Genomic DNA, 24,164 nt, shown 5'->3' with positions numbered 1-24,164 from the left:
AAAAAATATTTCCGATATTATTTAAACGTCTTTTATAAGACTACATCAAAATAAGGAGGATGTTATGATTTCAGATGCAACCATGAGTAATGCAAACTTATTAACAGCGGTTAATACTTCAGTATTAAAAAAATCTATGGATACAAATGAAACATTAATGAGTAAGCTTATTGAAGGTATGGAGAATGTCTCTGAAGCCTCCGCTCCACAAGCTTCTAGCTCTAGTGGTTTAGATATTTATGCTTAATATCTAATCAATTAGGATGCAATTTGTATCCTAATAAATTATTTGAAAATAATTATTTCTTTAGTATTTTTTAGTTATAATCATACAAAAATAATTTTTAGTTCTAGGATGGGTTATAAATGCATATAATTAAAAAAATAATTTTAAGTGAAACTTTTCCTGGAATTTTGCTTATATTTTTTACTCTTTTAGCTTTATTGTTTAAAAATTCTTCTCTTGGTTTTTATTATGCAGAAATTTTTCACGCAAATTTAACGATAGGTTTTGAGAATTTTAAAATTGCAAAGTCTTTAGAACTTTGGATCAATGATGGATTAATCGCTATATTTTTTCTTTGTATTGGTCTTGAGTTAAAATATGAAATTTTACGCGGACAGCTTAAAAATATAAAATCAGTTTCTTTACCTTTATTTGGAGCTTTAGGGGGGATGATTTTTCCCGCTTTGATTTTTACTTTAATCAATCATTCCCATGATTTTGCTATGCAAGGTTGGGCTATTCCAACAGCTACAGATATAGCATTTGCAGTGGGAATTTTAATGCTTTTAGGAAATAAAATTCCATCGAGCTTAAAGTTATTTTTACTTTCTTTGGCTATCTTTGATGATTTGGGTGCAATTATTATTATCGCATTATTTTATACGGATCAACTCTCATTTTTGGCTATTGTAATTTGTTTTTTATGTATCTTGGTTTTATTTGTATTAAATTATCTTCATTTTACACACCTATCCTTATATGTTTTAATCGGAGTGATTTTGTGGGTAGCAATGCTTAAAAGTGGAGTGCATGCTACTTTAGCAGGGGTGATTATAGCTTTATTTATACCTTTAGATACACCCGATAAAAAACCTTATTTGCATGCAGTTTTAAAGGATTTAAATCCTTGGGTGATTTATTTTATTTTGCCTTTATTTGCTTTTGCAAACGCAGGGGTTGATATTAAAGATATGGATGCGAGTGTTTTAGTTTCACCTGTAAGTCTTGGAATTATGCTAGGTTTATTTTTGGGAAAACAATTAGGGGTTTTTTCTTTTTGTTATCTTGCTATCAAATTAAAACTTGCAAAACTTCCTGAAAATATAAAATATTCCAAATTCTATGGAGTTTGTATTTTAACAGGCATAGGCTTTACTATGAGTTTATTTATCGATGGTTTAGCGTATAAAAATAGTGATATTTTTGAACATGCTGATAAATTAGCTATTTTATTAGCGAGTTTCATCAGTGCCTTAATCGGCTTTATATATCTTAAGATAATCAAATGAATGGTGTTTTCCAAAAATTAAAAACTCTCATTTTAAGTGAAGCTTTTGGCGGAATTTTACTTATTGTTTCTACTTTACTTGCTTTATTGATCCAAAATGGATTTTTTAGCGAACATTATCGTAGTCTTCTTAATTTAAAAGTGGGATTTAGTGTTGGCGAATTTGAACTTAATAAGCCTTTTTTGCTTTGGGTAAATGATGGACTCATTTCGATTTTTTTCTTTGCAATAGGTCTTGAGCTTAAAAAAGAATTTTTACATGGAGATTTTAAAAATCCTAAAAATATAGTATTGCCTTTTATAGCGGCTTTAGGAGGTATATTAATCCCTGCTTTATTTTTTACTTTGGTTAATTTAGGCGATATATATACCCTTAAAGGTTGGGCTATCCCAACAGCTACAGATACCGCTTTTGCTTTAGCGATATTGATGATGTGCGGAAAATATATTCCATCGAGTTTGAAAATTTTTTTACTTTCTTTAGCGATTTTCGATGATGTTGGGGCTATTTTAATTATCGCAATTTTTTATACCACCAAACTTTCTATTTTTGCTTTTATCATTGCTACAATTGTTATTTTTATAATGCTTATGCTTAATGTTTTTGGTATTACGCGGAAATCTTTTTATTTTATTTGTTCGTTAATTCTTTGGATCAGTGTTTTAAAAAGTGGAGTGCATGCTACTTTAGCAGGAATCATTACAGCTTTTTTTATCCCTATGGCTACTAAAGAAGGCAAACCTTTTTTAGAAGATATTTATGAAAGTTTAAAATTTTGGCTCAATTTTGTTATTTTGCCTTTATTTGCTTTTGCAAATGCGGGGGTGAATTTGTCAAACATAGATTTAAAAGCTATGTTTTCTGGAGTGAGTATAGGGATATTTTTTGGACTTTTTATAGGAAAGCAATTAGGAGTTTTTGTCTTTTCTTATTTTGCTATAAAATTTAAATTAGCTCATTTGCCTCAAGGATCAAATTTAAAACAACTTTATGGAGTTTGTATTTTAACAGGCATAGGTTTTACCATGAGTTTATTTATTGATGGTTTGGCTTATGAGGTAAGCGATATATTTCATTATGCAGATAATCTTGCTATTTTAATTGCTTCATTTTGTTCTGGAATTTGGGGCTTTATTTATCTTAGATTTTTTGCAAATCGTGCTTAAAAAAAGGAGAAATGAATGAAACAACTTTTTTTTATTTTTTTAGCTTTATTTTTTATCACAGGTTGTAGTTTTTATCCTAATTTTGCTTTTATGGGAAAACCAAATTATCATTATTCTAATGTAGAATCCAAATTAAAATCCATTGCCTATGAATGGAGAAAAACTCCTTATGTTTTAGGAGGCAATACTAAAAGAGGTGCTGATTGTTCAGCATTTACGCAAAAAGCTTTATTGGAGTTTAACGCAAAAATCCCAAGAACAACTGTCACTCAATTAAATTCAGGCATAAGGGTTTCTAAGTCTCGTTTAAAAGCTGGAGATTTAGTTTTTTTTAGAACGGGTAGAGGGCCAAATGGTATGCATGTAGGAATTTATACAAGCAAAGGCAATTTCATCCATCTTTCTTCTAGGGGTGGAGCTAGAGAAGCTAACTTGAGTAATTCTTATTGGAAATCACGTTATATAGGTGCTAGAAGATATATAAGATGAAAATTGGAGTTTTTGATAGTGGTGTAGGAGGACTTAGCGTCTTAAAATCTCTTTATGAAGCGAATTTTTTTGATGAAATAATTTATTATGGAGATACCGCAAGAGTTCCTTATGGAGTAAAAGATAAAGATACGATTATCAAATTTTGTTTAGAGGCTTTAGATTTTTTTAAAAAATTTCAAATTGATATGCTTATTATTGCTTGTAATACTGCAAGTGCTTATGCCTTAGATATATTGCGACAAAATGCTAATATCCCAATATATGGAGTAATAGACGCTGGAGTGGAAGCTACAAAAAAAGCATTAAAGCGTAAAGATGAAAAAATTTTAGTGATCGCTACTAAGGCAACTATTCAATCACAAGAATATCAAAAACGTTTAAGCGAGCAAGGTTTCACTCAAATAAAAGCCTTAGCAACTGGGCTTTTTGTCCCTATGGTTGAAGAGGGTATTTTTGAAGGGGAATTTTTACAAAGTGCTATGAAATATTATTTTGAAAAAGTTCAAACTCCAGATGCTTTAATTTTAGCTTGTACCCATTTTCCTTTTTTAATGAAATCTTTGAGTGATTATTTTGGTCAAAATACAAAATTAATCCATTCAGGTGATGCTATAGTTGATTTTTTGAAAGAAAAAGAAAAATTAATTTATAAAAAAGATAAAGCACTTTTGCATTTTTATGCTTCAAGTGATGTACAATCTTTAAAAAATACTGCTAAAATTTGGTTAAATTTATAAGGATAAATCATGATAGAATTAAAAAAACCGGCAGAAATAGAAAAACTTAGAAATGCAAATCAAATCGTCGCAAAAACTTTGGATTTTCTAGAAAAAGAAATAAAAATTGGAATGAGTTTAAAACAAATTGATCAAATGGCAGAAGAGTATATATTAAGCTTAGGTGCCAAACCTTCTTTTAAGGGACTTTATGGCTTTCCAGGTGCAATTTGCACTTCTTTAAATCAAGTTTGCATCCATGGAATTCCCGATGATAAAATTCTCAAAGAAGGCGATATTTTGGGTATAGATGTCGGCACAATGCTTGATGGGTATTATGGCGATGCTGCTAGGACTATTGCTATTGGTAAAATTTCTTCTAAGGATGAAGCTTTGATCGCTTGTGCTAAAGATGCTTTGTATTATGCAATTGATATTATTAAAGATGGAATGCGTTTTAAGGAGCTTTCGGCTGCATTGGGTGAATTTATTACTTCAAGAGGTTTTGTTCCGTTGCGTGGATATTGCGGACATGGAATAGGGCGCAAACCTCATGGGGAGCCTGAAATTTTAAATTATTTAGAAAAAGGGGCTAATGCTAAAAGTGGGCCTAAGATAAAAAATGGAATGGTTTTTTGTATAGAGCCTATGATATGCCAAAAAGATGGAACTCCAAAGCATTTTAATGGAAAATGGGATGCGGGCAGTGCCGATGAGTTAAACACTGCCCATTATGAGCATTGCGTTGCAATTGTTAATGGAAGAGCAGATATCCTTTCTGCTTTATAAATTATCTAAAAAGATTTTTAAAATCCATGCTTGAGTCATACATTCCAGCATTATCTATGCTTTGACCCATGATGATTGCATTAGCAAGATCAGCTAAAATATTTTTTATTTCATCTCTTTTATCTTGAATATAAGCTAAAACACCTTCATATCCAGCTTTTTCTAAGATTAAAAGAGGATTTGAAATTTCAAATTCAAAAAGTTTTTTGCCAACATATACATTAAAAATATTTCCAAAAAGTGCAGTTCCCATGAAAGAACAATTTTGGATAAGTTGTGAAGTGGTTGCATCTAAAGTGCGTTTTTGTAAATCATCAATTTGATCGTCGAGTCTTTGAGTGATACTTTGTTCAATTTTTTTAAGGGCAAGTTCTAATACTTGCAAGGCACCAATAAAATCATTTGCATCGTTTATTTGTGAACAAATTTGATTTGCTTTAAATTCTCCTACAGCCTCAACTTCCCCTAAATGTTTTTTTAGTATATCTAATTCATTTTTCATCTTTTGCCTTTCAAAAAAATATTGCTAAATTTTTAAAAGCAAAAAGTGTTCCTACTTTTAATCAATATTAGAATTAATCCATAGAACAATATCCGTGGTTAAAGAATTTAAATTTTTTTCAAAAGATTGATAAATACTTGAAATATTATTTTGCTCAATATTTTCTTTATGATTAAAAAATCGATGAACAATAATTTTATTTTCTTTAACATCGATAAGATTAACACTTACGGCAATTTGTGTATAATTTTGCTTTGAGTTAAGAATTTGTTCAAAAGAATCAATTCTGCTTTCAAGAATATAATCAGCATTTAATGAGCTTTGCGAGGAAATAACAGCTTTAAATATTTTAGTTTTTTCTAGTTTTGATAAAAGAAAAGATCGATAAAAATTACTAGGCAAATCCGCCCAAAAATGATAAGCATAGGTATTGCTTATATTGTTTTGTGTGTAAATGATTGATTTTGAATTAAGATATAAAGGCAAAGTGGCACTTTTGATTTTTAAAATCTTAGTTGTTTTTTTAAAAGGGATATTAGAAGAAATTTCATCGTTTTTTAAAATAAACATTTGAGTTTTATCAACTTGATTATTTATAGAGCATCCATAAAAAATAAAACTTAAAATAAATATATATAAATATTTTTTCATTATCTTTCTCCAGGTCCTAGTTGAGGTTTTTCTTGTTTAAATAAAATATCAGAAGGGCTTCTTTGTAAATTTTTTATCAAAAGATCGCTTTCTAATAATACTTTGTTTAAAAGTTCTAAATTTTGTTCAATATTTTGCTTTAAATCATCATAAGAATCTATTTTTGAATTGGCTTTTTTGGCGAAGGAATTTAAAGCAATCACTCCTTCTTTGACGCTTTTTAAAATTTCATTAAAATTTTTAGCAGCAAGACTTATATTATCTGCCATTTGCCCTAGCTTGAAACTCGCATTTGTAATATTTTGGCTCATTTTTTGCGAATTTTCATTTAAATGAGAACTTATTTGAGCTAAATTATTTAAAATAAGTTCTAAATTTTTTAAATTTTGCTCACTCAAAAGCTCTTTAGTTTTTAAATCAGCAGTTTTAACCAAAGAAAAAATGTGTTCACTTTGTTTGTCTATAGCAGCTAAAAAGCTTTCTTTAAATTGAATAATTGGAGGTTTATTTTTATTGTGGCTAGTAAGTTCGGGACTTTCTTTACTTCCTCCTTGAAGTTGTATGAATTTAAGTCCTGTAATTCCTTGAAGTTGCAAGGTTGCATATGTATCTTGTTTTATAGGAGTATTTTTCTTTACTTTAATTAGAATTTTAACCCCTAAACTATCTCTTTCTTCTATGCTGATTTTTTCTACACTTCCCACCTCTACCCCTAAAAGTCTTACAGGTGCTTTGATACCAAGTCCTGCTACAGATTCTTGAGTATAAATTTCATAGTATTTAAAACTTTCTTTTTTGGAGTATCCGCCAAGCCAAAGTATAAATGCTAAACTAGCAAAAAACAATCCAAATATAAAAATTCCTACAAAAAAATAATTGACTCTATTTTCCACTTTTACTCCATAAATTTTTTAAAAAGTTTTTCATTTTGTATTTTAAGATCTTCATAGGTCCCATAAAAACCCACTTGAGTGTTTTCTAAAATGATAAAACGATCAAGCAAGGTTTTCATACTGTCTTTATCATGAGTTACTAGCACAATGCTAAGATTAAAAATTTGTTGTAATTCTAAAATGAGTTCATCAAATTCTCGGCTACTATGTGGATCTAAACCCGAAGTAGGTTCATCAAGAAAAAGCAATTTGCTATCTAAGGCTAAAGCTCTTGCAATGGCCACTCTTTTTTGCATTCCTCCGCTTAATTGGCTTGGAAATTGCCTTAAAACACTTTCATTTAATCCAACCATTTTAAGTTTCATAAGAACTAATTCTTTGATAGAATTTTCATCCAATTGAGTGTATTCTTTTAAAGGAATAGCTATATTTTCATAAACATTTAAAAAACTAAAAAGAGCAGCAAATTGAAAAACTACTCCCCATTGTTTTTGTAAATTTAAAGCATTTTTTTCACTGATATTTTTAAGCTTAAAGCCTAAAATTTCATACTCTCCTTCATCAAAGTGTTCTAAAAGTAACATTTGTTTGAGTAAAACGGATTTGCCACTCCCACTTCCACCTAAAATACCAAAAATTTCATTTTCTTTAACTTCAAAATTGATTTTATTGTGGATTATTTTTTGATCAAATTTGGTCGTGATATTGCGTGCTTTAATAACCATCAAATTCCAGCCATAGTTAAAATAATCGAAAATAAAGCATCAAATGCTATCACCCAAAAAATAGTACTCACAACACTTTTTGTGGTATAAATTCCTATGCTTTGTGTGGTATTTTTTACCTTAAAGCCATTAAAACAAGCAATCGCACCAATTAAAAAACCAAACATTGGAGCTTTTGCAAGACCTATGATGATATGCTTTAATTCAACCGCTTCTTTAAAACGCCTTATAAATTCTGAAAAAGAAATATCAAGGTTTATTTTTGCTACTAACATTCCACCTAAAATACTTATAGCATCGCTTAGAGCGACTATTAAGGGCATAGAAATGATCAAGGCCATAACACGAGGAATAATGATAAAATCAAAAGATCTAAAGCCCATTGTATTCATTGCAGCAATTTCATCTGTTATTTTCATCACTCCAATTTGAGCAGTATAAGAACTCGCACTTCTTCCGGCTATTATAATAGCTGTGATTAAAGGAGCAAGTTCTCTAGTGGCTGAAATTCCTATTAGATCAACAATAAAAATATTAGCCCCAAATTGTACTAATTGATAAGCCGCTTGATAAGCAAGGACAATTCCAATTAGCATTGCAGTTAAAATAACAATAGGCAAGGCATTAAATGCTGAGTTTTCTATATGATATAAAAAAGATACAAAGCGGAAATTTTTAGGATTTTTAAAAGACAATACAAGGGAGATAAAAAAAGCACCTATAAAATGGATAAAATCTTTTAAAATTATAAGAAAATTAATGCTAAGCATCCCTAAAGATATAAATATTTTTTTAAAATCAAATGAGTTTTGTTTAAAATCGCTTTCTATTCTTTGATAATTTTTTTCACAAAGTTCAAATAATTTTTCAAAACGAGAATTTAACCCCTGTTTTAATATAGAAATATTATTTTTTTTAAGATCAAATTCTAAAGCAAGAAAAAATCTTACTCCAGCCATATCAATTTCTTCTAAGTTGCTAAAATCAAAAATGTATTGTGTGATTGAAATTTGAGATAAAAAATCGTGAGTTTTTAATCTTGCAATGCTTGTTTTATTCCAAATTCCAAAAATCAATATTTTGTCTTTTTGAAATTTGAAATTCGCAGTCATTTTATTTATTAAGAATAAAATTTAAAAGCTTAGAAACGCTAAAACCAAAATGCTCAAATACATCTTTATCTTTTCCGCTTTCTCCAAAACTTTCTATTCCATAAACTCTGTGACAAAATTTATAAAGCTCATGAGAACTTGCTGCTTCAACCCCTATAACTTCACCTTGTAAAATTCTTTTTTTATAGTCATTTTCTTGCTGATTAAAGAGTTCAAAACAAGGCATCGAAACAACGTTACAAGTAATGTTTTGTTTCGCAAGTTCATTAGCAACATCTAAGCAAAGCGAAACTTCACTACCGCTAGAGAGTAAAGTGAATTTAGGATTTTCATCTTCTTTAAGCAAATAAGCTCCATTTTCAACATCTCCAAAAACAGGCTCACTTAGAGCTTTAAGTTTTTGGCGTGAAAGTACAAAAGCACTTGGCATTTGTTTATTTAAGGCTATTTTCCAAGCTTTGACATTTTCAACCCCATCCGCAGGTCTAAAAGTTAAGCAATCAGGCATAGCTCTAAAAGTGCTTAATTGTTCAATAGGTTGATGAGTAGGGCCATCTTCTCCAACTCCGATACTATCGTGAGTGAAAATAAAAAAGTGTTTTATCTTCATCAAAGCAGCAATTCTAGCAGCCGGTTTTAAATATTCGCTAAAAATGAAAAAGGTTGCTGAAAAAGGTAAAAATAGACCATATCTAGCAAAGCCATTATTAATAGCTGCCATTGCGTGTTCTCTTATGCCAAAATGGATATTTTTTCCTTCTACAAAATCTCCCATTTCATGAAGTTCTGTTTTATTTGAAGGACCCAAATCCGCACTTCCACCCAAAAAGCCTTCTAAATTTTTGGCTAAAATATTTAAAATTTCTCCATTACTATCCCTTGTAGCAAGATCTTTACCTTTAAAATCAGGATATTGTATATTGCTAAAATCAGGCTTTAAAAGTTTTTCTAAAAGTTCTTGTTTGTTAGAATTTTTAAGCTTTTCTTTCCATTTTGCTTCTTCTAAGTCTCCAAGTTCTATGGCACTTTCAAAACGAATTTTTGCTTCTAGTGGAATTTGAAAGGTTAAATTTTTATCAAAACCTATTTTTTCTTTAGCTTCCTTAATGATATCCTCGCCCAAAGGAGCACCATGACTTTTATGGCTTCCTTCAAGTTTTCCAGCACCTTTAGCAATGGTTGTTCTTGCGATAATAAGGCTTGGTTGCTTAGAATTTTTTGCTTTTTCTAAAGCTTTGTTAATTTCTTCAAAATTGTGTCCATCGATATCTTGAACTTCAAAACCTTGAGATTTAAAACGCAAAGCAACATCTTCATTAAATGCAAGACCCACATCTCCTTCTATAGAGATATTATTGCTATCATAAATAAGTATTAAATTATCAAGTTTATGAAGTCCTGCCAAAGAACAAGCTTCATAAGAAATTCCTTCTTGTAAGTCTCCATCACCACAAAGACAATAGATTTTATGATCGATTAGATCTTCTCCAAGCATTTTTTGAGCTTTTTTAGCAGCCATAGCAAATCCAACAGCATTAGCCACACCTTGTCCTAAGGGACCTGTTGCGATTTCAATGCCCGTCGTTGTGATCTCTGGATGACCAGGGGTTTTAGAATGAAGTTGTCTAAAATTTTTTAAATCATCCAAACTTAAATCATAGCCACTTAAATGTAAAAAACTATAGATTAAAGCACTTGCATGACCACCTGAAAAAACTAATCTATCGCGATTTAGCCAGTTTGGATTTTTAGGATTATGTTTTAAATGATAACTTAAAACACTTAAGATATCAGCTAAACCTAAAGGCGCACCTGGGTGACCAGAATTTGCCCTTTGGATCATATCTGCGCTTAAAAATCTTAAAGTATCTGCTTGAATTTTTAAAAATTTTGTATCCATTCTTAACCTTTATAAATATTGTATCATAAGATTTTCGATCATTTTTGATATTTTTTCATCTAAATTGATCAAATCATTTTTGCAATTTTGTATCAAATCATTTTTGCAATTTATGGCTTCTTGAAGTCCTAATAAATTCACAAAAGAATTTTTATGTGTATCATGATTAGCAGGTTTTCCACTTTGCTCTTCACTCATGGTTGCATCGATAATATCATCGTTGATTTGAAAGATTAAACCTAATTTTAAACCAATATCATAAATTTTTTCACTTTCTTTTTTTTCTAATTCGCAAATTTCGCAACCCATTTTTAAAGATGCAGCTATGAGTTTTGCGGTTTTATGAATATGTAAAAATTTAAGTTCATCTAAATTGAGTTTTTTATCTTCAAAATAACAATCAATCGCCTGACCTATAATCATTCCATTGATACCCGCATTATAGGCTAAAGTGCGGATTAAATTGATTTTAATCTTTTCTTTTAAATTTAAATTACTTAGTAATAAAAAAGCTTCGGTATTTAAAGCATCTCCAGCTAAAATAGCTGTAGTTTCATCATAGCTTTTATGTAGGGTAGGAGCACCTCGTCTAAAATCAGCATTATCCATAGCAGGTAAATCATCATGAATGAGAGAATAAGTATGGATAAATTCTAAAGCTAAAGCTGCATCTAAAGCATTTGAAATGAGTTGAGGGGCTTTGCATTCAACAATGCCTAAAAGCAATTGTGCGCGAAAGTGTTTTCCACCGGCTTTTAACATCGCTTGTAAAGCTTCATTAAAAAAAGGATGAAAACTTTTTATATAGGGTAAATTTTCATTTAAATGCTTGATGAAGAGTTCTTTCACTTTCTAAGCCTAATAAAAAATTGAAAATTTCCATCTCCACCTGCATTGATATTTCCGATTAAGCCATCATCAAAATTATGCAAAGGAAGTTTAGAGCTTTTTCTTTGAATTAAAATGTTAAAATCATTTCCATTAGCAAGTATAGTTTGCAAATTTTTAAAATCTTTTAAGATGATATTATTAACGCGTAAAATTTTATCACCCACCATAAATCCGGCTAAATCAGCCTTAGATTTTGGATCGACTTTTGTCACGATTAAGGATGCATTAACACTTAAGCCTAAATTACTTCTAAAATTGGTTGTTTTTGGCTTTGGTTTGGCATTTGGAAGATTAAATTTACTGATATCTTTAGCAAAAACTTGAGTTGAAATATTTAAATCAACATTGTCTCTTAAGACTTGAAAATAAAGCGTACTGCTAGGATCAGCAAACAGAATTTTTTCGTTTAATTTTCTTAAATCTTTTACAGGTTTTCCATCTACGCTTATCACTTCATCATTGATTAAAAATTGACCATTTTTACGTACTTTATTAACATAAATTTTGTTTTCTCGCTCTACAAAATCAACCCCAATATCACCCCAATAAACATCATTGTATTTCATAAAGTGTTTTAAATATCTATTACCAATAAAAGCACCATTATTTAGTGCAATGCCAAGCATTTCACAACATGGAGTTCCCAAAAGTCCGATTTTTGTGTTAAAATCAAGTTGATCTCTTTCATTGATATCTTGAGCTAAGTATTTAATATGACCTATATAAGGTTTATTTGGATCCCAAATCCCAACCCAGTCATTACGAGTTAATTTTTCTTCATCTCCCATAGGAGTTGGAATGAGTGAAAAATCTGTTCTTACAAGATAAAGATTTAAAAAAGGATCGTATTTTACGTATTTATTTAATTTTGCATTAGGTTGTTTTAAAACAGCAAGTAAATTTTCACTTAAAACAAAGGCTGGCATTCCTTCGTAATTAAACATACTTGCCTTATTTCTTTCATAACCTGCGACAAAATCTTCAAAAGTAGGGCGTTCTATAGCTTGCCCGATCATTAAAAATGCAATTATACAAAATAAAAATCTCATAATTTTCCAAAGCCTCCTAAAATATCACTACTCATGCTGTTGCGATTTTGTGCTACCATAGCTAAAACATCATTGATAGCAGATATTAACAAAATTTGCATCGATTCTTTATCTTCAAGTAAAGAATCATCAATACTCACATCGATAATTTCACCTTTGCCATTTGCACTGACTTTGACAAGCCCTGCTCCACTTTTTGCACTGAATTCTTTACTAGCAAGTTCTAATTCTATGTTTTTTGCTTTTTCTTGAACTTGATTTAAAAGTTCGCCCATTTTAGAAAAGTCTATATTATCAAACATCAATTTATCCTTAAAATTTCATTTACAACTAATTTATCACTAAAAGGATATTTTACCCCTTTAATTTCTTGAGTTTCTTCATCACCTTTTCCTAAGATCACTACTAAATCATCTTTTTCTTTAAGTTCTAAAGCTTTTTTTATAGCTTCTTTTCTATCTTCAATCATCAAAGCTTTTTTTGGTTCTTTAAAACCGCTTGCGATTTCTTCGATTATAATTTTTGGATCCTCATCGCGTGGATTATCGCTTGTAATGATAGCAATTTTTGCAAAATGTTCTACAACTTTACCCATTAAAGGTCGTTTAGTGCGATCTCTATTGCCTCCTGCGCCAAAAACTACAATTAATTTTTTATTTTTAAGAGCATCAAGAACTTTTTCTATGCCATCAGGCGTATGAGCAAAATCAACGATAATTCCATCAGCAACTTGTTCCACTCGTCCGCAAACTCCTCCAAAGTGATTGATCGCTTTTTCTAAATCATCTAAATTTGGCTTAACAAGTTCATTCACACAAGCACTTGCAGCAAGAAGATTATAAAGATTGAAAAGTCCTAACATAGGGGATTCTATATGAAAGGTTGTATTTTTGATCATAGCAACCGCATTGATGCCATTTTCTAAAGAATAGGCTTTAATTTGATACAAAGAAGGATTTTCTATGCCGTAAGTAAAAGCATTTTTTACATTAAATTTAATTGCTAAGGCGTCCTTGTTGATAAATTTTAAGCTTTCATCTGTAAAAAAAAGTTCTTTGGCTTGTTTATAATTTTCAAAATTTTGGTGAAAATCTAAATGATCTTGAGTGATATTGGTAAAAATTTTTGCTGCAAATTTTAAACCCTCGATTCTATTTTGCACTAAAGCATGCGAGCTTACTTCCATAACGAAAAATTCACATCCTTTTTGCGTAGCGATTTTTAGATACTCTAATGTTTTTAAAATCGCTGATGTTGTAAGGGATTTTTCATCGATTTGTTCATCATTTATGAAAGCACCGCGGGTTCCACAAAGACCGCATTTATATCCTAAATCAAGCAATATAGAATAAATTGCCGCTGCGGTGGTTGTTTTTCCATTTGTTCCTGTGATACCGATAATTTTAATATTTTCATTAATATTGAGTATTTTTTTGCATTCTTTAACATCAATAATCTTGCATTCTTTTTTTAAAGCTTCATTTTCAAATTGTTTGTTTTGCTCGGTTTTTAGAAAAAAACAACCTTTTTCACACTCTAAAGTATTATCGGTAATAAATGTATTTTCAAGCTTTATTTTCACTTTTAAATCCTATAAGTTTTTCTTGGATTTTTATAAATCTTTCATTGGCCCAAAAATGAGATATAACGCTTTCGATGTAATTTAAAGTCATATCTTTATAGCCGTGTTCAAGAAGTTTTTCTAAAAAATCTAAAAAATCATCACGATTATCAATCACTAATTTTGCACTCTGTATAATATTTTCAAAACTTTTTTCAAAGCCAATTTGTTCTTCACTTTTTAAAAAATCTTGATAATTTAGAGCATAGCCATCTTCTAATTCGTCTTTATTTTGAGATCTTTCTTCGTGTTGAGTTTCTATTGTTTTTAAAATTTCTTCAAAATCTTTATCAATTTTTTCTATGGTATAGTGTTCTAAATAAAATTCAAAAAGCAAAATCGACTCTTTTGGAAATTTTAAAGCTAAATCACAAAGCAAAATAAAATTAAACAAACGCTTATTTTTACGTTTTTCATAAGCTAGAGAAAAATATATTTTTGCGGTTTTAAAATCTTTTTTTAGAAAATGTTCAATACCGAGTTTTTTATAATTTTGCAAATTCTTCTGCTCCGCCATTTAAATTTACAATGGTAATTTCTGGATGAATATCGATTTTAAGTTGTCTTTCAAGTCCATATTTTAGAGTTGTTCCACTTGATGCGCAACCTTTGCAAGCACCGATTAAATGCACATAAACCACTCCATTTTTAATCCCTAAAAATTCAAGCCCACCCCCATCGCGTTCTAACATAGGAATGCTTTTTTCTAAGCTTGATTTTACAGGATTTATAAGTTCTTCATCACTAAAAGGCATCATCAAATCAATCCTTAAAAAAATTTCTATACTTTAGCGTGATTGTGTTTAAAAAAAGGTAAATTAAACACTTTTTTGCCATTTAACTTAAAAAGGTTCTTCATTGTATTCTTGCGTGGAATTGATATTTAATTCTTTTGCATCAAATTTTTTAAGAGAAAAAATTTTATTTAAGCTTTTAAATAATTGCTCTAGTTTTATTTCATCCTTTTCATTTTTTAAAAGCAATAAATATTCTTTTAAAAAACATAAACACTCTTCTTGTGTTAAATTTTTATTTAAAATTTGAGAATTTTTATCGATTAAGGCAAAAAGTTGTTTTTTTAAAGCTAAAACAGAATTGATTGTATCGATGTGATTTAAAAAAGCTAAATTGATTTTGCAAATGCCAAATAAAAATTCATTTTGATTTAAATTTTTAAGGATATTTTTTTGTTCAAATTCTCTTATATCGCTATCTTCATAGCCTTTTTTTTCTAGAATTTTTTCTAATAAAATTTTATGTTTAAAACAAACACTATCGCTAATTTGTTTAAAAAGTTCGTGCATGTTGGAATTATTTTTTAAAAAGTTGAGAATTTCAAGTTCCGTAATGTGTGTTTTTGTGTTTGGAATTTCTAAAGGAGTGGAATTTAAATTTTTATAAGATCTGAAATTTTTAGTTAAAACAATCAGTTTTTCTTCCACGCCTAAAAGTTTAGAAACGAGTTGCGCATAAGAATTAGCAATCAAAGGCTCAAGAGTGAAAGTGTATTTTTGCACACTCTCTAAAGCTTTTTGTTTATCAAGCGCTGAATTAAGTGTAAAATCTGCTATGATACGTCTGATATAAAATTCCCCAAGCTCCATACCTTTTTCAAGTATGTCGTAAAGTTTCGCATTTTGATTATTAGCGACTAATTCCGCAGGATCTTTTCCGCCTTCTAAAAGAGCGACTTTGCCATCGATTTTATGAGTGCTAAGTAAAAAAGCTGATCTAGTAGCCGCTCTTAATCCTGCTTCATCGTTATCAAAACAAAGTATCACTTTAGCTTCATATCGACGGATTAAAGGTAAATGATGTTCGGTTAGTGCGGTGCCAAGAACGGCTACTGCATTGTTAAAACCTGCTTTATGAAAAGCAATCGCATCCATATAACCTTCACAGATAATCATCTCTTTCTTTGCACTGATGGCATCTTTAGCTAAATGAAAAGCGTAAAAAATTCTACTTTTATCAAAAAACATATTTTGGGGAGAATTGACATATTTAGCCATTACGTTCGGATTAATAGTTCTTCCGCCAAAGCCTACAAGTGTATTTTTTTGATCATAAATTGGAAAAGTGATACGCCATATAAAACTCGCATAAATTTCACCTTTTTCATCTTTCTTTAGGGCTCCAACCGCTAAAGCATCTTCGATGGATATATTTTCATTTTGCAATAATCTCACGCTTTCTTCGCTTGAATTTGCAAAACCTAATTCAAATTTAGCAATGTCTTTATCGTCTAATTTTCTTGAGTAAAGATAGTCTAAAATTTCTTTATGATGAGAAAGATTATTTTTAAAATAAGCGTTTAATTTAGGTAAGATATTTTTTAGATCTTTCTTGCTTTCATTTTTTTCTTTAGTATAACTTAGAGTAAAATTGCAAAGGCTGGCGACTTTTTCTACTGCATCAGAAAAATTTAATTTTTCATAGTCCATTACAAATTTAAAAGCATCTCCTCCTGCTTTACACGCAAAACAATGATAAAAACCTTTTTGAGCATTAATATGCATAGAAGGATTTTTATCTGCATGAAATGGGCACACGCAAACAAAGCCAGAGCCTTGTTTTTTTACTTCAATGTAATTTTCAATAATATCAACAATATTAAGTCTTTGGGATAAATTTTCTATACTTTCTTTAGATATCATTTTAAAAACCTTAAATAAAATTATACAAAGATTTAGCTATAATTTGGCATAAAATTTTAAAGAGAGTTTATGGATTTTTTCTTTGTTGAATATAGGGATCCTTTGGTAGGGCTTATTATTTTAACTGTTTTGATTTTTGTGGTTTCTGTGGCTAATCATGCTTGGAAATTGTTTGCAAATAAAGATAAAGAACAAAAGCTTGAAAAATTCATTAAAAAATTTGAAATAGATAATATTCACAAAGATTTATTAAGAAATGAAAGATTGAGTTTTGGAAATTTAAGCTTTTTAGCAGATATTTTTACAAAAAGTGGGGAATTTGAAAAGGCCACTCAAATTTATTTGATCGCACTTGAAAAAAGCAAGGATAAAAATGAACAAGAATTTATTTTTATCGCTTTGGCAAATATTTATTTTAAAGCAGGATTTTTAGAGCGCGCTAAAGAAGTTTTACTTCAAGCTTTAAAACTTCGTCCAAGAAATATAGAGGCTTTAAAACTTCTTAAAATTGTGTATTTGAAATTAAAAGCTTATAAAGAAAATTTAGAAATTTTAGAGTGTTTATTTGAACTTGGAGAAGAAGTAGAAAAAGAACAAGAATTTATAAAAGCTTTAAATTTACATGCTTCAAATTTAAACAATGAAGAAAAAAAACAAAAATTATTAGAATTAAAAATGTCAAACAATACTATGCTAGGGCGTTTTATTTTTGAAAAATATTCTTTATTTTTGGGGCAAAATTTTAACGATATTTGCGATCTACTTTATAAGCAAGATCAAGTTTTTAATTTGGAAAATCAAGAGTTTTTAGAATTTTTTTATGCTTTAGGCTATATTAGCAAAGATCAAATTCCAAGTCATTTTGTTTTTAAAAATTCAAATTTAAAAATGTTAAAAATTTTACGTGAAAATTCTTTTAAAGCAAGGCTTGAATTTTCTTATCGTTGTTCAGAATGCAAAAATATAATGCCTTTGTTTTTTTATCATTGTCCTATGTGTTATGAATTTAATACTTGTAAGATTATTTGTGAAGTAAAAAATGATGAAATGTGTTGAAATTTATACCGATGGCTCTTGTCTTAATAATCCAGGTTTTGGAGGGTGGGCGTATATAGTGCGTTATAAAGGGCATCAAAAAGAAGGTTTTGGATCGGAAAAAAATACTACTAATAATCGTATGGAATTAATGGCTATTATTGAAGCTTTAAAAATTTTAAAAGAGCCTTGTGAAGTCAAACTTTTTACTGATTCAAATTTGATGGTTCAAAGTATTAATGAATGGCTTGATGATTGGATTAAAAAGGATTTTAAAGGTAAAAAAAATGTAGATTTGTGGAAAGAATATTTAAAAGTATCAAAATCGCATCAAATTCAAGCTTTTTGGATCAAAGCACACAACGGGCATGAGGAAAATGAAAGATGTGATATTTTAGCAAGAGAGGCGGCTTTAAAATTGCAAAAGGAAAATCAATGAAAAATATCGAGCTTTTAGAACAAAACTTAGGTTATCAATTTAAAGATAAAAATCTTCTCACACAAGCACTGACTCACAAAAGTTGTAAAAAATCTTATAATAATGAGCGTTTGGAATTTTTAGGGGATGCGGTGCTTGATTTGATCGTAGGGGAGTATTTATTTCATAAATTTGGAAAAGACGCTGAAGGCGATTTGTCAAAATTAAGAGCCGCTTTAGTGAATGAAAAATCCTTTGCAAAAATCGCCGATAGTTTAAATTTGGGTGATTTTATTTTTATGAGTGCATCTGAAGAAAATAATGGAGGAAGACAAAAGCCTTCCATTCTTTCTGATGCCCTAGAAGCGATCATAGGATCTATTCATTTAGAATCAGGCTTTGAATGTGCAAGAAATATCGCTTTAAAACTCATAGAAAATAATTTTCCAAAAATTGATGCAAAAAATTTAATCAAAGATTATAAAACAAGACTGCAAGAGATCACTCAAGGCACCATAGGAAAAACTCCAGAATACGAAACACTGCGTGCTTTTGGGCCCGATCATTTAAAACAATTTGAAATTGCTTTAAAGCTAGAGGGTAAGGAAATTGCAAGAGCTATTGCAAAAAGCAAAAAAGAGGCACAACAAATGGCGGCAAAAATTGCACTTGAAAAATTGGAAAATTTATCATGAATACCTTTGGTACAAGATTAAAATTTACAAGTTTTGGAGAATCTCACGGAGTAGCTGTGGGTTGCGTGATAGATGGAATGCCTGCTGGGGTAAAATTTGATGAGGAATTTTTACAAAATGAACTCGATAAACGCAAAGGTGGAAATCAATTTTCAACCCCAAGAAAAGAAAGCGATAAAGCACAAGTTTTAAGCGGAGTTTTTGAGAGATATACCACAGGCCATCCTATTGCCATAGTTGTTTTTAATGAAAATGCACGTTCTAAGGATTATGATGATTTTAAAGATGTATTTCGCCCTGCACACGCTGATTTTACTTATTTTCATAAATATGGCTTAAGAGATTATAGAGGCGGTGGAAGATCAAGTGCTAGAGAAAGTGTTGCTAGGGTAGCTGGGGGTGCTGTATGTGCAATGCTTTTGAATGAATTTGATATTTGTGTTCAAAGTGGAGTTTTTGGAGTAGGGAGGTTAAAATCAAATTTAAATGAGGATCAATTTGATTTTAAATGGGCACAAGAAAGTGAGATTTTTTGTCTTGATCCTAGTTTAGAAAATGATTTTAAAGCTGAAATTTTAAATGCAAAAAAATCTAAAGATAGTGTAGGCGCAGCGGTTTTTACAAGAGTAATTGGGATGATGAAAGGATTTGGAGAAGTTCTTTATGATAAATTAGATTCTAAACTCGCCCATGCTTTAATGGGGATTAATGCTGTTAAGGCAGTAGAAATTGGTGAGGGGATTGATGCAAGCAAAATGTATGGATCTCAAAATAATGATATCTTAAAGGATAATAAATTCTTAAGCAATCATAGTGGGGGCATTTTAGGTGGAATTTCAAATGGAGAAGATCTTATTTTAAAAACTTATTTTAAACCCACTCCTTCTATTTTTAGAGAACAAGAAAGTATGGATAAATTTGGAAATAATGTGAAATTAGAATTAAAAGGCAGACACGATCCTTGCGTTGGCATACGTGGAAGTGTTGTGGTTAATGCTATGGTGCGTTTAGTTTTAGCTGATTGTTTGCTTTTAAATGCGAGTTCTAATTTAAATAATTTGAAAAAAATTTATAGTCTAAAATAAAAAAAGCCCGTTTTGAAACGGGCTTTTATAGCAATATTTTGAAAAGATTCAATCACTATATCGTTCTTTTTTGAAATTAGTTTATACTAACCGATAAAAAATTTGCTAATTTGTGTTTTATCTTCAAAAGCTGAGGTGATAAATTTTTGGTTTTTAAATTCTAATTCATAGCTAGTATTTATATCGCATTTAGTGTAAGTTAAAGCAATTTTTAAAGCAAGTTCTATATCCTCATTACTTGCATTTGTGCTAAGCAAAGAATAAGCTCCTATTAAATTTCCTATGTTTATAACTTCATATTTTGGAGTTTTTAAATTTCTTAAAAGTTCATTTTCTAATTCATTACGTCCTATGATCATTTTAGCACCCATAGGCAATCTTAAATGACGCCCGTATTTTAAAAGTTGTGCGTCATTAACTTGCATATCTTTATCAAATTGTATAAAATCGCGAATTTTTTTAGCAAAACTATCAAGGGTTAATAAACATCCTCCACCTGGGCTTTCAAAATCTTCAAGTCCAAATTGTGCAGCCAGTTCCAGTTGTCTTTTGCGACTTCTTCCACTAATGCCTTCTAGTTTTTCTCTATCCACCCAACCTTCTCTTTCAGGCTTTGTTAGAGGTAAATTTTTTGCACACATAGGACGCAAGATAAGATCCTCTTCATCAAGGGCTAATTTTTTAACCTTAGCCATAGCGTCATTTCTTTGACTCATCGGTCTTTGTCCTAAAACTTCTCCAGTGATCACAAAACTAGCCTTTTCGCTTTCTAGCATAGAAAGAGCAGTTTTAAACATAAAAGCATGGCAATCTATGCAAGGGTTAAAATGCTTACCATAGCCATATTGTGGATTAAAAAGAACTTCTCGCAAATAAGAATTTCTTACATCGATCATTTCAAAATCTGCACCCACCATAGCCGCTCTTTTTTTCATGATCTCACTTTTATCGCTTGTGCTTCCAAAACCTATATTAATATTTAGAGCTTTTACTTCTATACCTTGAGAAGTGATGAGTTTCATTGCTAACATACTATCAAGGCCACCACTAAAAAGGGCTAATGCTTTCATTGTATTCCTTATTACATTCTTTATTATATAAAATCTTTTTCTTTTTTGTCGATATCAAAATTTATAATTATATCAAAACTAGCTTATAATATTAAGGGTTTTAATCATGAGAAAAATATTTTTTATTTTTATACTTTTGGGTGTGGTGTATGCTAAAAATTCCTGTCCTGATTATAAAGAAAGATTGAAAAAATGCAATGCTTTACCAACGCAGCATCAAAGAAAAATGTGCCGTTTGGGTTTATTTGCATCTTGTAAATAATGTTAATTTGTAAATTTTAAGGATAATTTATGGATAAATTAACAATGAATGGTTTTAATACTTTGTCAAACAATCAAAATGTTACAAATCGTAAAGAAATTTTAGAATTAAAGACTGAAGAAAAGGATAAACTCAAAGTTAATGATCTTTCAGATCATAATAATTTTGGCAAGAAAATTATTTTTGAAGATAAAGAAGGTGAGTTGATATCTTTAAATTTAAGCGAAGAAAATTATAAAAATTTGCAAAATCATTTTAGTTCTTATACAAATTATATTGCTAGAGATGATGGAGCTATAAGATTAAATGGAGAAGCAAATGAATTTGTTTCTAATTGGTTTGAAAATGCGAAGAATGAATTTTTCAGTGTTAAATCTACACAAAGTGATAAAAAAATCAGCATAAGTTTTCACCAAAATACTTTGCATGAAAGTATGCAGAATTTAGGTTTAAAACATAACGATTCATTATCTGATGATGCGAGCATAGAAGAAAAATTGAATTTTTTCATAGATAAAGATGTCAATAAAGATGGAAATATTGATGATAATGATGTTAAAGAACCGAGTTTAAGAGAAATTTTGAGTGATTTAAAAGAAGTTTCAGGAGGTGGAGCAAATGCTATGCAAAGTATTGATCCACAAAAAACGCAAAAAAAAGATGATGATAAAGCTAAAATCAAAGAAAAAGAAAATGATGATGAAGATTTACTTCAAAAAGCACAAGAGAAAGGTTTAAGCTCTTTAAGTGCTGATGAACAGGCCAAACTTAAAGCAAGTAATCCAAAAGAATTTGAAGAACTTCAAGACAAATCTTTAGATGAGTTAGCTAAGAATTTAAGCAAAGATTTGATAGGGCAAATCAATGATAATAAAGCCATATTTGTTGATAAAAGAGTTTAAATTAAATAATTTTGATGAGTTTTATCCTTTTAAACTATACACTATAGGAAGTATAATTCTTAAATCATTTTTATAGTAAGGGAAATTTATTGAAGCTTTGCGAATGCTTTCTAAGGCATTTTTATCCAAGAGAGAGTATCCAGAACTTTGGATTATTTTTAACTCTGCTAAAGTTTTATTTTCTTTCCATAAAAATTCTACTTTAACAACCCCTTGCATACCCATTCTTTGAGCTTGTCTAGGATAATTTTGGGCTTTTTGAATTGCTTTTTGAATTTCTTCAAGGAGTGGATGTTTATCTTTGCCTTGTATGAGTTGAGTGATTTGGGGAGAAGGATTTTTAGTTATTTGATTTGTTGTTGGCTTTGATTCAGTTGTAATTGGTTTTTGTTCTATTTTTTTGATTTTTTTTGTATCTTTTTTTATGGGTTTTGGTTGAATTTTATTGATTTTAGGTGTGGTTTTTTCTACGATTTTATTCTCTTGTGTGGGTGCTGGATTGATTTGGGTAAATTGCTTCATAGATAAGGTAAAAATTTCCTCATTTTTAAATTTTACTTTAAAAAAATCAGCAGAATTAAAGATTAAAAAAAATACAGGTAAAAAGATCAAAAAAGATAGATAAAAGGCTTGATATTTGTGATTTAAAAATAAGTTTTTCACTTATTTTTCTCCGTTATGATTTGGAAATTTTCATGTCCTTTGCTTTTTAATAGATCTATAATTTGCACAAAACTTTCAAATTTAGCATTTTTATCACTTTTTAATTCTACGATAGTTTTTTGATCGAGCTGGGATATCGCCTCTTTTATTTGTTCTAAATTTACTGTTTTATCATCTAGATAGAAAATATTTTTCTCATCGATGCTAATAAGAAGTTTTTTTTCATGATCGCTAAGGCTCATAGAACTTTCGCTTTTTGGGAGATTGATTTGGATTTTACCTTGCACGATAAAGGTTGAAATACTAAGAACGATAGCGAGTAAAACAAGCATAATATCTATAAATGGGACAATGTTTAATCCTTCATTTTTTGGCAATTTAATCATTTTGATTTGCCTTATAAGTACTACTTAGAAGAGAAATTTTACGCAATAAAGCATTATAAGCGATAAGGGTTGGAATGGCAACTAAAAGACCTAAAGCTGTGGCTTTAAGGGCTAAAGAAAGTCCTATAACTATAGATTTTACGTCTATATTTCCAGCTAAGCCCATTTCATAAAAAGTAACCATGATCCCAACAACAGTCCCTAAAAGTCCAATATATGGAGCATTAGAATAAATAATATATATGGCGGTTAAATTTTCACTGATCGCATTATCAAATTCTTCTTGATTTTTATAATTTTTAAAATCAATTTTTCTAAAAAATAATAATCTTTCAATAACGCACCAAAGTGCTATAAAAGCCATTATTCCTAAAATTAAAAAAATGATTAAATCAATATAATTTCTTAAAAATTCCATATATAAATCCCATTAAATATTTGTTAAAACCGCACGATTATACTACAAGAAAAATAAAACTATAATTAATAGTAATTATCATAATTTTTAAAAATTTGCACCCTAAAAAATGAATGTTTTAAGATATAATAAATTTTAAATAATAAATTTCTAAGGAAAAAAGTATGCAGCAAAACCATAATTTTACTTCTTTTGTGCTTTTAAGCGATGATGAATTTGACTTTTTAAAATTGCAAAATTTGCTTAAAAATGAATTTGATATCTTAATTCCAGATGAGGATTTTAATCAAGATGGAGTTATTTTTTATCATAAAAATATGCTTGTAACCCTAAGTTTGATTAAAAATCCTATACCCAATGAAGAAGCTGAGTATTATGCGAATTTTAATTTTATGTGGAAAGATGCTTTAAAAGAGACAAAAAAGCACAAAGCCCATCTTTTGGTTGCTGTGCTAAGTCAAAGTGAAAGCAAGCTCGAACAAGCTAAACTTTTTACTCAAGTTTCATCCGCATGTTTGCAAGATAAAAATGCTTTAGGATTTTATACTGGC

Annotated in this window: 29 protein-coding genes and 1 pseudogene; 13 read left to right on the top strand and 17 right to left on the bottom strand. The window is 29.7% G+C overall.

Annotated elements, in window-relative coordinates; all coding sequences use genetic code 11:
* The first annotated feature begins 64 nt into the window (after window positions 1-64).
* From H2280_RS03100 to map, 6 genes are all read left to right on the top strand, one after another.
* The gene (locus tag H2280_RS03100; protein WP_137620297.1) at window positions 65-247 is read left to right on the top strand and encodes a YjfB family protein; all 183 of its coding nucleotides are present in this window, start codon (window positions 65-67) and stop codon (window positions 245-247) included.
* Window positions 248-366: 119 nt separating this feature from the next.
* Window positions 367-1,515: a Na+/H+ antiporter NhaA gene (nhaA, locus tag H2280_RS03095; protein ID WP_337195546.1), complete on the top strand. Its 1,149-nt coding sequence runs from the start codon at window positions 367-369 to the stop codon at window positions 1,513-1,515.
* Window positions 1,512-2,681 (top strand): Na+/H+ antiporter NhaA, encoded by a 1,170-nt coding sequence (gene nhaA / locus H2280_RS03090; RefSeq protein WP_337215637.1) that lies wholly within the window; start codon window positions 1,512-1,514, stop codon window positions 2,679-2,681. The genes nhaA (H2280_RS03095) and nhaA (H2280_RS03090) overlap by 4 nt, the downstream gene beginning before the upstream one ends.
* A 15-nt stretch (window positions 2,682-2,696) precedes the next feature.
* Window positions 2,697-3,170: a C40 family peptidase gene (locus H2280_RS03085; protein WP_337215636.1), complete on the top strand. Its 474-nt coding sequence runs from the start codon at window positions 2,697-2,699 to the stop codon at window positions 3,168-3,170.
* Window positions 3,167-3,910, top strand: a complete 744-nt coding sequence (murI, locus tag H2280_RS03080) for a glutamate racemase (protein ID WP_337195548.1) — start codon at window positions 3,167-3,169, stop codon at window positions 3,908-3,910. Before H2280_RS03085 ends, murI begins: the two co-directional genes overlap by 4 nt.
* A gap of 9 nt (window positions 3,911-3,919) precedes the next feature.
* Window positions 3,920-4,678: a type I methionyl aminopeptidase gene (gene map, locus H2280_RS03075; protein ID WP_137623129.1), complete on the top strand. Its 759-nt coding sequence runs from the start codon at window positions 3,920-3,922 to the stop codon at window positions 4,676-4,678.
* A 1-nt stretch (window position 4,679) separates the two neighbouring features.
* Here the strand turns inward: map and H2280_RS03070 are convergent, their stop codons facing one another.
* The 13 genes from H2280_RS03070 to dnaG all read right to left on the bottom strand — a co-directional run bounded on the left by H2280_RS03070 (window position 4,680) and on the right by dnaG (window position 16,679).
* Window positions 4,680-5,180, bottom strand: a complete 501-nt coding sequence (locus tag H2280_RS03070; RefSeq protein WP_137623128.1) for a flagellar FLiS export co-chaperone — start codon at window positions 5,178-5,180, stop codon at window positions 4,680-4,682.
* 57 nt (window positions 5,181-5,237) lie between these two features.
* Window positions 5,238-5,831 carry an ABC-type transport auxiliary lipoprotein family protein gene (locus H2280_RS03065; RefSeq protein ID WP_137623127.1) on the bottom strand — a complete coding sequence of 198 codons (594 nt, stop codon included), beginning with the start codon at window positions 5,829-5,831 and terminating at the stop codon, window positions 5,238-5,240.
* Window positions 5,831-6,724: an MlaD family protein gene (locus H2280_RS03060; protein ID WP_137623126.1), complete on the bottom strand. Its 894-nt coding sequence runs from the start codon at window positions 6,722-6,724 to the stop codon at window positions 5,831-5,833. Before H2280_RS03060 ends, H2280_RS03065 begins: the two co-directional genes overlap by 1 nt.
* A 2-nt stretch (window positions 6,725-6,726) precedes the next feature.
* Window positions 6,727-7,449: an ABC transporter ATP-binding protein gene (locus H2280_RS03055; protein WP_137623125.1), complete on the bottom strand. Its 723-nt coding sequence runs from the start codon at window positions 7,447-7,449 to the stop codon at window positions 6,727-6,729.
* The gene (locus tag H2280_RS03050) at window positions 7,449-8,561 is read right to left on the bottom strand and encodes an ABC transporter permease (RefSeq protein ID WP_337215635.1); all 1,113 of its coding nucleotides are present in this window, start codon (window positions 8,559-8,561) and stop codon (window positions 7,449-7,451) included. Before H2280_RS03050 ends, H2280_RS03055 begins: the two co-directional genes overlap by 1 nt.
* A gap of 1 nt (window position 8,562) precedes the next feature.
* Entirely contained in the window at window positions 8,563-10,461 is a 1,899-nt protein-coding gene (gene tkt, locus H2280_RS03045; RefSeq protein WP_337215634.1) for a transketolase, read from the bottom strand.
* Window positions 10,462-10,470: 9 nt separating this feature from the next.
* A complete protein-coding gene (locus H2280_RS03040) occupies window positions 10,471-11,310 on the bottom strand; it encodes a polyprenyl synthetase family protein (protein ID WP_337215633.1) in 840 nt (279 codons plus the stop codon).
* A complete protein-coding gene (locus H2280_RS03035; RefSeq protein WP_337195553.1) occupies window positions 11,307-12,401 on the bottom strand; it encodes a PDZ domain-containing protein in 1,095 nt (364 codons plus the stop codon). The genes H2280_RS03040 and H2280_RS03035 overlap by 4 nt, the downstream gene beginning before the upstream one ends.
* Window positions 12,398-12,703, bottom strand: coding sequence for a YbaB/EbfC family nucleoid-associated protein (locus tag H2280_RS03030; protein WP_137623120.1), 306 nt, complete (start codon window positions 12,701-12,703; stop codon window positions 12,398-12,400). The genes H2280_RS03035 and H2280_RS03030 overlap by 4 nt, the downstream gene beginning before the upstream one ends.
* Window positions 12,703-13,983 carry a UDP-N-acetylmuramoyl-L-alanyl-D-glutamate--2,6-diaminopimelate ligase gene (locus tag H2280_RS03025; protein ID WP_337215632.1) on the bottom strand — a complete coding sequence of 427 codons (1,281 nt, stop codon included), beginning with the start codon at window positions 13,981-13,983 and terminating at the stop codon, window positions 12,703-12,705. Before H2280_RS03025 ends, H2280_RS03030 begins: the two co-directional genes overlap by 1 nt.
* Window positions 13,967-14,521 (bottom strand): histidine kinase, encoded by a 555-nt coding sequence (locus H2280_RS03020; protein ID WP_137623118.1) that lies wholly within the window; start codon window positions 14,519-14,521, stop codon window positions 13,967-13,969. The genes H2280_RS03025 and H2280_RS03020 overlap by 17 nt, the downstream gene beginning before the upstream one ends.
* The gene (locus H2280_RS03015) at window positions 14,508-14,780 is read right to left on the bottom strand and encodes a NifU family protein (RefSeq protein ID WP_137621673.1); all 273 of its coding nucleotides are present in this window, start codon (window positions 14,778-14,780) and stop codon (window positions 14,508-14,510) included. Before H2280_RS03015 ends, H2280_RS03020 begins: the two co-directional genes overlap by 14 nt.
* An 84-nt stretch (window positions 14,781-14,864) precedes the next feature.
* Window positions 14,865-16,679: a DNA primase gene (dnaG, locus tag H2280_RS03010; RefSeq protein ID WP_337215631.1), complete on the bottom strand. Its 1,815-nt coding sequence runs from the start codon at window positions 16,677-16,679 to the stop codon at window positions 14,865-14,867.
* Between the two features lie 69 nt (window positions 16,680-16,748).
* On the opposite strand from dnaG, the gene H2280_RS03005 reads away from it, so the two are divergent.
* The 4 genes from H2280_RS03005 to aroC are packed head-to-tail and all read left to right on the top strand — an operon-like array spanning window position 16,749 to window position 19,912.
* Entirely contained in the window at window positions 16,749-17,735 is a 987-nt protein-coding gene (locus tag H2280_RS03005; RefSeq protein WP_137623116.1) for a CDC27 family protein, read from the top strand.
* On the top strand, window positions 17,722-18,153 hold the full coding sequence (gene rnhA / locus H2280_RS03000) for a ribonuclease HI (protein ID WP_337195558.1): 432 nt from the start codon (window positions 17,722-17,724) through the stop codon (window positions 18,151-18,153). Before H2280_RS03005 ends, rnhA begins: the two co-directional genes overlap by 14 nt.
* Window positions 18,150-18,827, top strand: coding sequence for a ribonuclease III (rnc, locus tag H2280_RS02995; protein WP_137621670.1), 678 nt, complete (start codon window positions 18,150-18,152; stop codon window positions 18,825-18,827). The genes rnhA and rnc overlap by 4 nt, the downstream gene beginning before the upstream one ends.
* Window positions 18,824-19,912: a chorismate synthase gene (aroC, locus tag H2280_RS02990; RefSeq protein ID WP_337215630.1), complete on the top strand. Its 1,089-nt coding sequence runs from the start codon at window positions 18,824-18,826 to the stop codon at window positions 19,910-19,912. Before rnc ends, aroC begins: the two co-directional genes overlap by 4 nt.
* Before the next feature lie 86 nt (window positions 19,913-19,998).
* On the opposite strand, the gene H2280_RS02985 is transcribed toward aroC, so the two are convergent.
* On the bottom strand, window positions 19,999-20,982 hold the full coding sequence (locus tag H2280_RS02985; protein ID WP_337215629.1) for an MnmA/TRMU family protein: 984 nt from the start codon (window positions 20,980-20,982) through the stop codon (window positions 19,999-20,001).
* A 106-nt stretch (window positions 20,983-21,088) separates the two neighbouring features.
* On the opposite strand from H2280_RS02985, the gene H2280_RS02980 reads away from it, so the two are divergent.
* Together H2280_RS02980 and H2280_RS02975 are read left to right on the top strand one after the other, a co-directional pair.
* Window positions 21,089-21,244 carry a hypothetical protein gene (locus H2280_RS02980; protein WP_170999697.1) on the top strand — a complete coding sequence of 52 codons (156 nt, stop codon included), beginning with the start codon at window positions 21,089-21,091 and terminating at the stop codon, window positions 21,242-21,244.
* A gap of 29 nt (window positions 21,245-21,273) precedes the next feature.
* Window positions 21,274-22,146 carry a hypothetical protein gene (locus tag H2280_RS02975; protein ID WP_337215628.1) on the top strand — a complete coding sequence of 291 codons (873 nt, stop codon included), beginning with the start codon at window positions 21,274-21,276 and terminating at the stop codon, window positions 22,144-22,146.
* 21 nt (window positions 22,147-22,167) lie between these two features.
* Here the strand turns inward: H2280_RS02975 and H2280_RS02970 are convergent, their stop codons facing one another.
* From H2280_RS02970 to exbB, 3 genes are read right to left on the bottom strand one after another with little or no spacing between them, the layout of a single operon-like run.
* Complete coding sequence (locus H2280_RS02970) at window positions 22,168-22,809, bottom strand: energy transducer TonB (protein ID WP_337215627.1); 642 nt, start codon at window positions 22,807-22,809, stop codon at window positions 22,168-22,170.
* On the bottom strand, window positions 22,806-23,195 hold the full coding sequence (gene exbD, locus H2280_RS02965; RefSeq protein WP_337215626.1) for a TonB system transport protein ExbD: 390 nt from the start codon (window positions 23,193-23,195) through the stop codon (window positions 22,806-22,808). The genes H2280_RS02970 and exbD overlap by 4 nt, the downstream gene beginning before the upstream one ends.
* Window positions 23,188-23,613, bottom strand: a complete 426-nt coding sequence (gene exbB, locus H2280_RS02960; protein ID WP_137623110.1) for a TonB-system energizer ExbB — start codon at window positions 23,611-23,613, stop codon at window positions 23,188-23,190. The genes exbD and exbB overlap by 8 nt, the downstream gene beginning before the upstream one ends.
* Before the next feature lie 164 nt (window positions 23,614-23,777).
* Between exbB and H2280_RS02955 the strand changes: the two are divergent.
* A pseudogene (locus H2280_RS02955) lies at window positions 23,778-24,164 on the top strand (DUF4261 domain-containing protein); the annotation flags it as partial.

It is taken from the genome of Campylobacter sp. 2457A (assembly GCF_020135895.1).
GTDB lineage: Bacteria > Campylobacterota > Campylobacteria > Campylobacterales > Campylobacteraceae > Campylobacter_D > Campylobacter_D taeniopygiae.
This window is presented reverse-complemented; position numbering and strand designations above follow the sequence as displayed.

Bases quoted from the DNA above. Each gene is read 5' to 3' on its own strand.
- H2280_RS03100 (WP_137620297.1), top strand. From the start codon at position 65: ATGATTTCAGATGCAACCATGAGTAATGCAAACTTATTAACAGCGGTT.
- nhaA (WP_337195546.1), top strand. From the start codon at position 367: ATGCATATAATTAAAAAAATAATTTTAAGTGAAACTTTTCCTGGAATT.
- nhaA (WP_337215637.1), top strand. From the start codon at position 1,512: ATGAATGGTGTTTTCCAAAAATTAAAAACTCTCATTTTAAGTGAAGCT.
- H2280_RS03085 (WP_337215636.1), top strand. From the start codon at position 2,697: ATGAAACAACTTTTTTTTATTTTTTTAGCTTTATTTTTTATCACAGGT.
- murI (WP_337195548.1), top strand. From the start codon at position 3,167: ATGAAAATTGGAGTTTTTGATAGTGGTGTAGGAGGACTTAGCGTCTTA.
- map (WP_137623129.1), top strand. From the start codon at position 3,920: ATGATAGAATTAAAAAAACCGGCAGAAATAGAAAAACTTAGAAATGCA.
- H2280_RS03070 (WP_137623128.1), bottom strand. From the start codon at position 5,180: ATGAAAAATGAATTAGATATACTAAAAAAACATTTAGGGGAAGTTGAG.
- H2280_RS03065 (WP_137623127.1), bottom strand. From the start codon at position 5,831: ATGAAAAAATATTTATATATATTTATTTTAAGTTTTATTTTTTATGGA.
- H2280_RS03055 (WP_137623125.1), bottom strand. From the start codon at position 7,449: ATGGTTATTAAAGCACGCAATATCACGACCAAATTTGATCAAAAAATA.
- H2280_RS03050 (WP_337215635.1), bottom strand. From the start codon at position 8,561: ATGACTGCGAATTTCAAATTTCAAAAAGACAAAATATTGATTTTTGGA.
- tkt (WP_337215634.1), bottom strand. From the start codon at position 10,461: ATGGATACAAAATTTTTAAAAATTCAAGCAGATACTTTAAGATTTTTA.
- H2280_RS03035 (WP_337195553.1), bottom strand. From the start codon at position 12,401: ATGAGATTTTTATTTTGTATAATTGCATTTTTAATGATCGGGCAAGCT.
- H2280_RS03030 (WP_137623120.1), bottom strand. From the start codon at position 12,703: ATGTTTGATAATATAGACTTTTCTAAAATGGGCGAACTTTTAAATCAA.
- H2280_RS03015 (WP_137621673.1), bottom strand. From the start codon at position 14,780: ATGATGCCTTTTAGTGATGAAGAACTTATAAATCCTGTAAAATCAAGC.
- dnaG (WP_337215631.1), bottom strand. From the start codon at position 16,679: ATGATATCTAAAGAAAGTATAGAAAATTTATCCCAAAGACTTAATATT.
- H2280_RS03005 (WP_137623116.1), top strand. From the start codon at position 16,749: ATGGATTTTTTCTTTGTTGAATATAGGGATCCTTTGGTAGGGCTTATT.
- rnhA (WP_337195558.1), top strand. From the start codon at position 17,722: ATGAAATGTGTTGAAATTTATACCGATGGCTCTTGTCTTAATAATCCA.
- rnc (WP_137621670.1), top strand. From the start codon at position 18,150: ATGAAAAATATCGAGCTTTTAGAACAAAACTTAGGTTATCAATTTAAA.
- aroC (WP_337215630.1), top strand. From the start codon at position 18,824: ATGAATACCTTTGGTACAAGATTAAAATTTACAAGTTTTGGAGAATCT.
- H2280_RS02985 (WP_337215629.1), bottom strand. From the start codon at position 20,982: ATGAAAGCATTAGCCCTTTTTAGTGGTGGCCTTGATAGTATGTTAGCA.
- H2280_RS02980 (WP_170999697.1), top strand. From the start codon at position 21,089: ATGAGAAAAATATTTTTTATTTTTATACTTTTGGGTGTGGTGTATGCT.
- H2280_RS02975 (WP_337215628.1), top strand. From the start codon at position 21,274: ATGGATAAATTAACAATGAATGGTTTTAATACTTTGTCAAACAATCAA.
- exbD (WP_337215626.1), bottom strand. From the start codon at position 23,195: ATGATTAAATTGCCAAAAAATGAAGGATTAAACATTGTCCCATTTATA.
- exbB (WP_137623110.1), bottom strand. From the start codon at position 23,613: ATGGAATTTTTAAGAAATTATATTGATTTAATCATTTTTTTAATTTTA.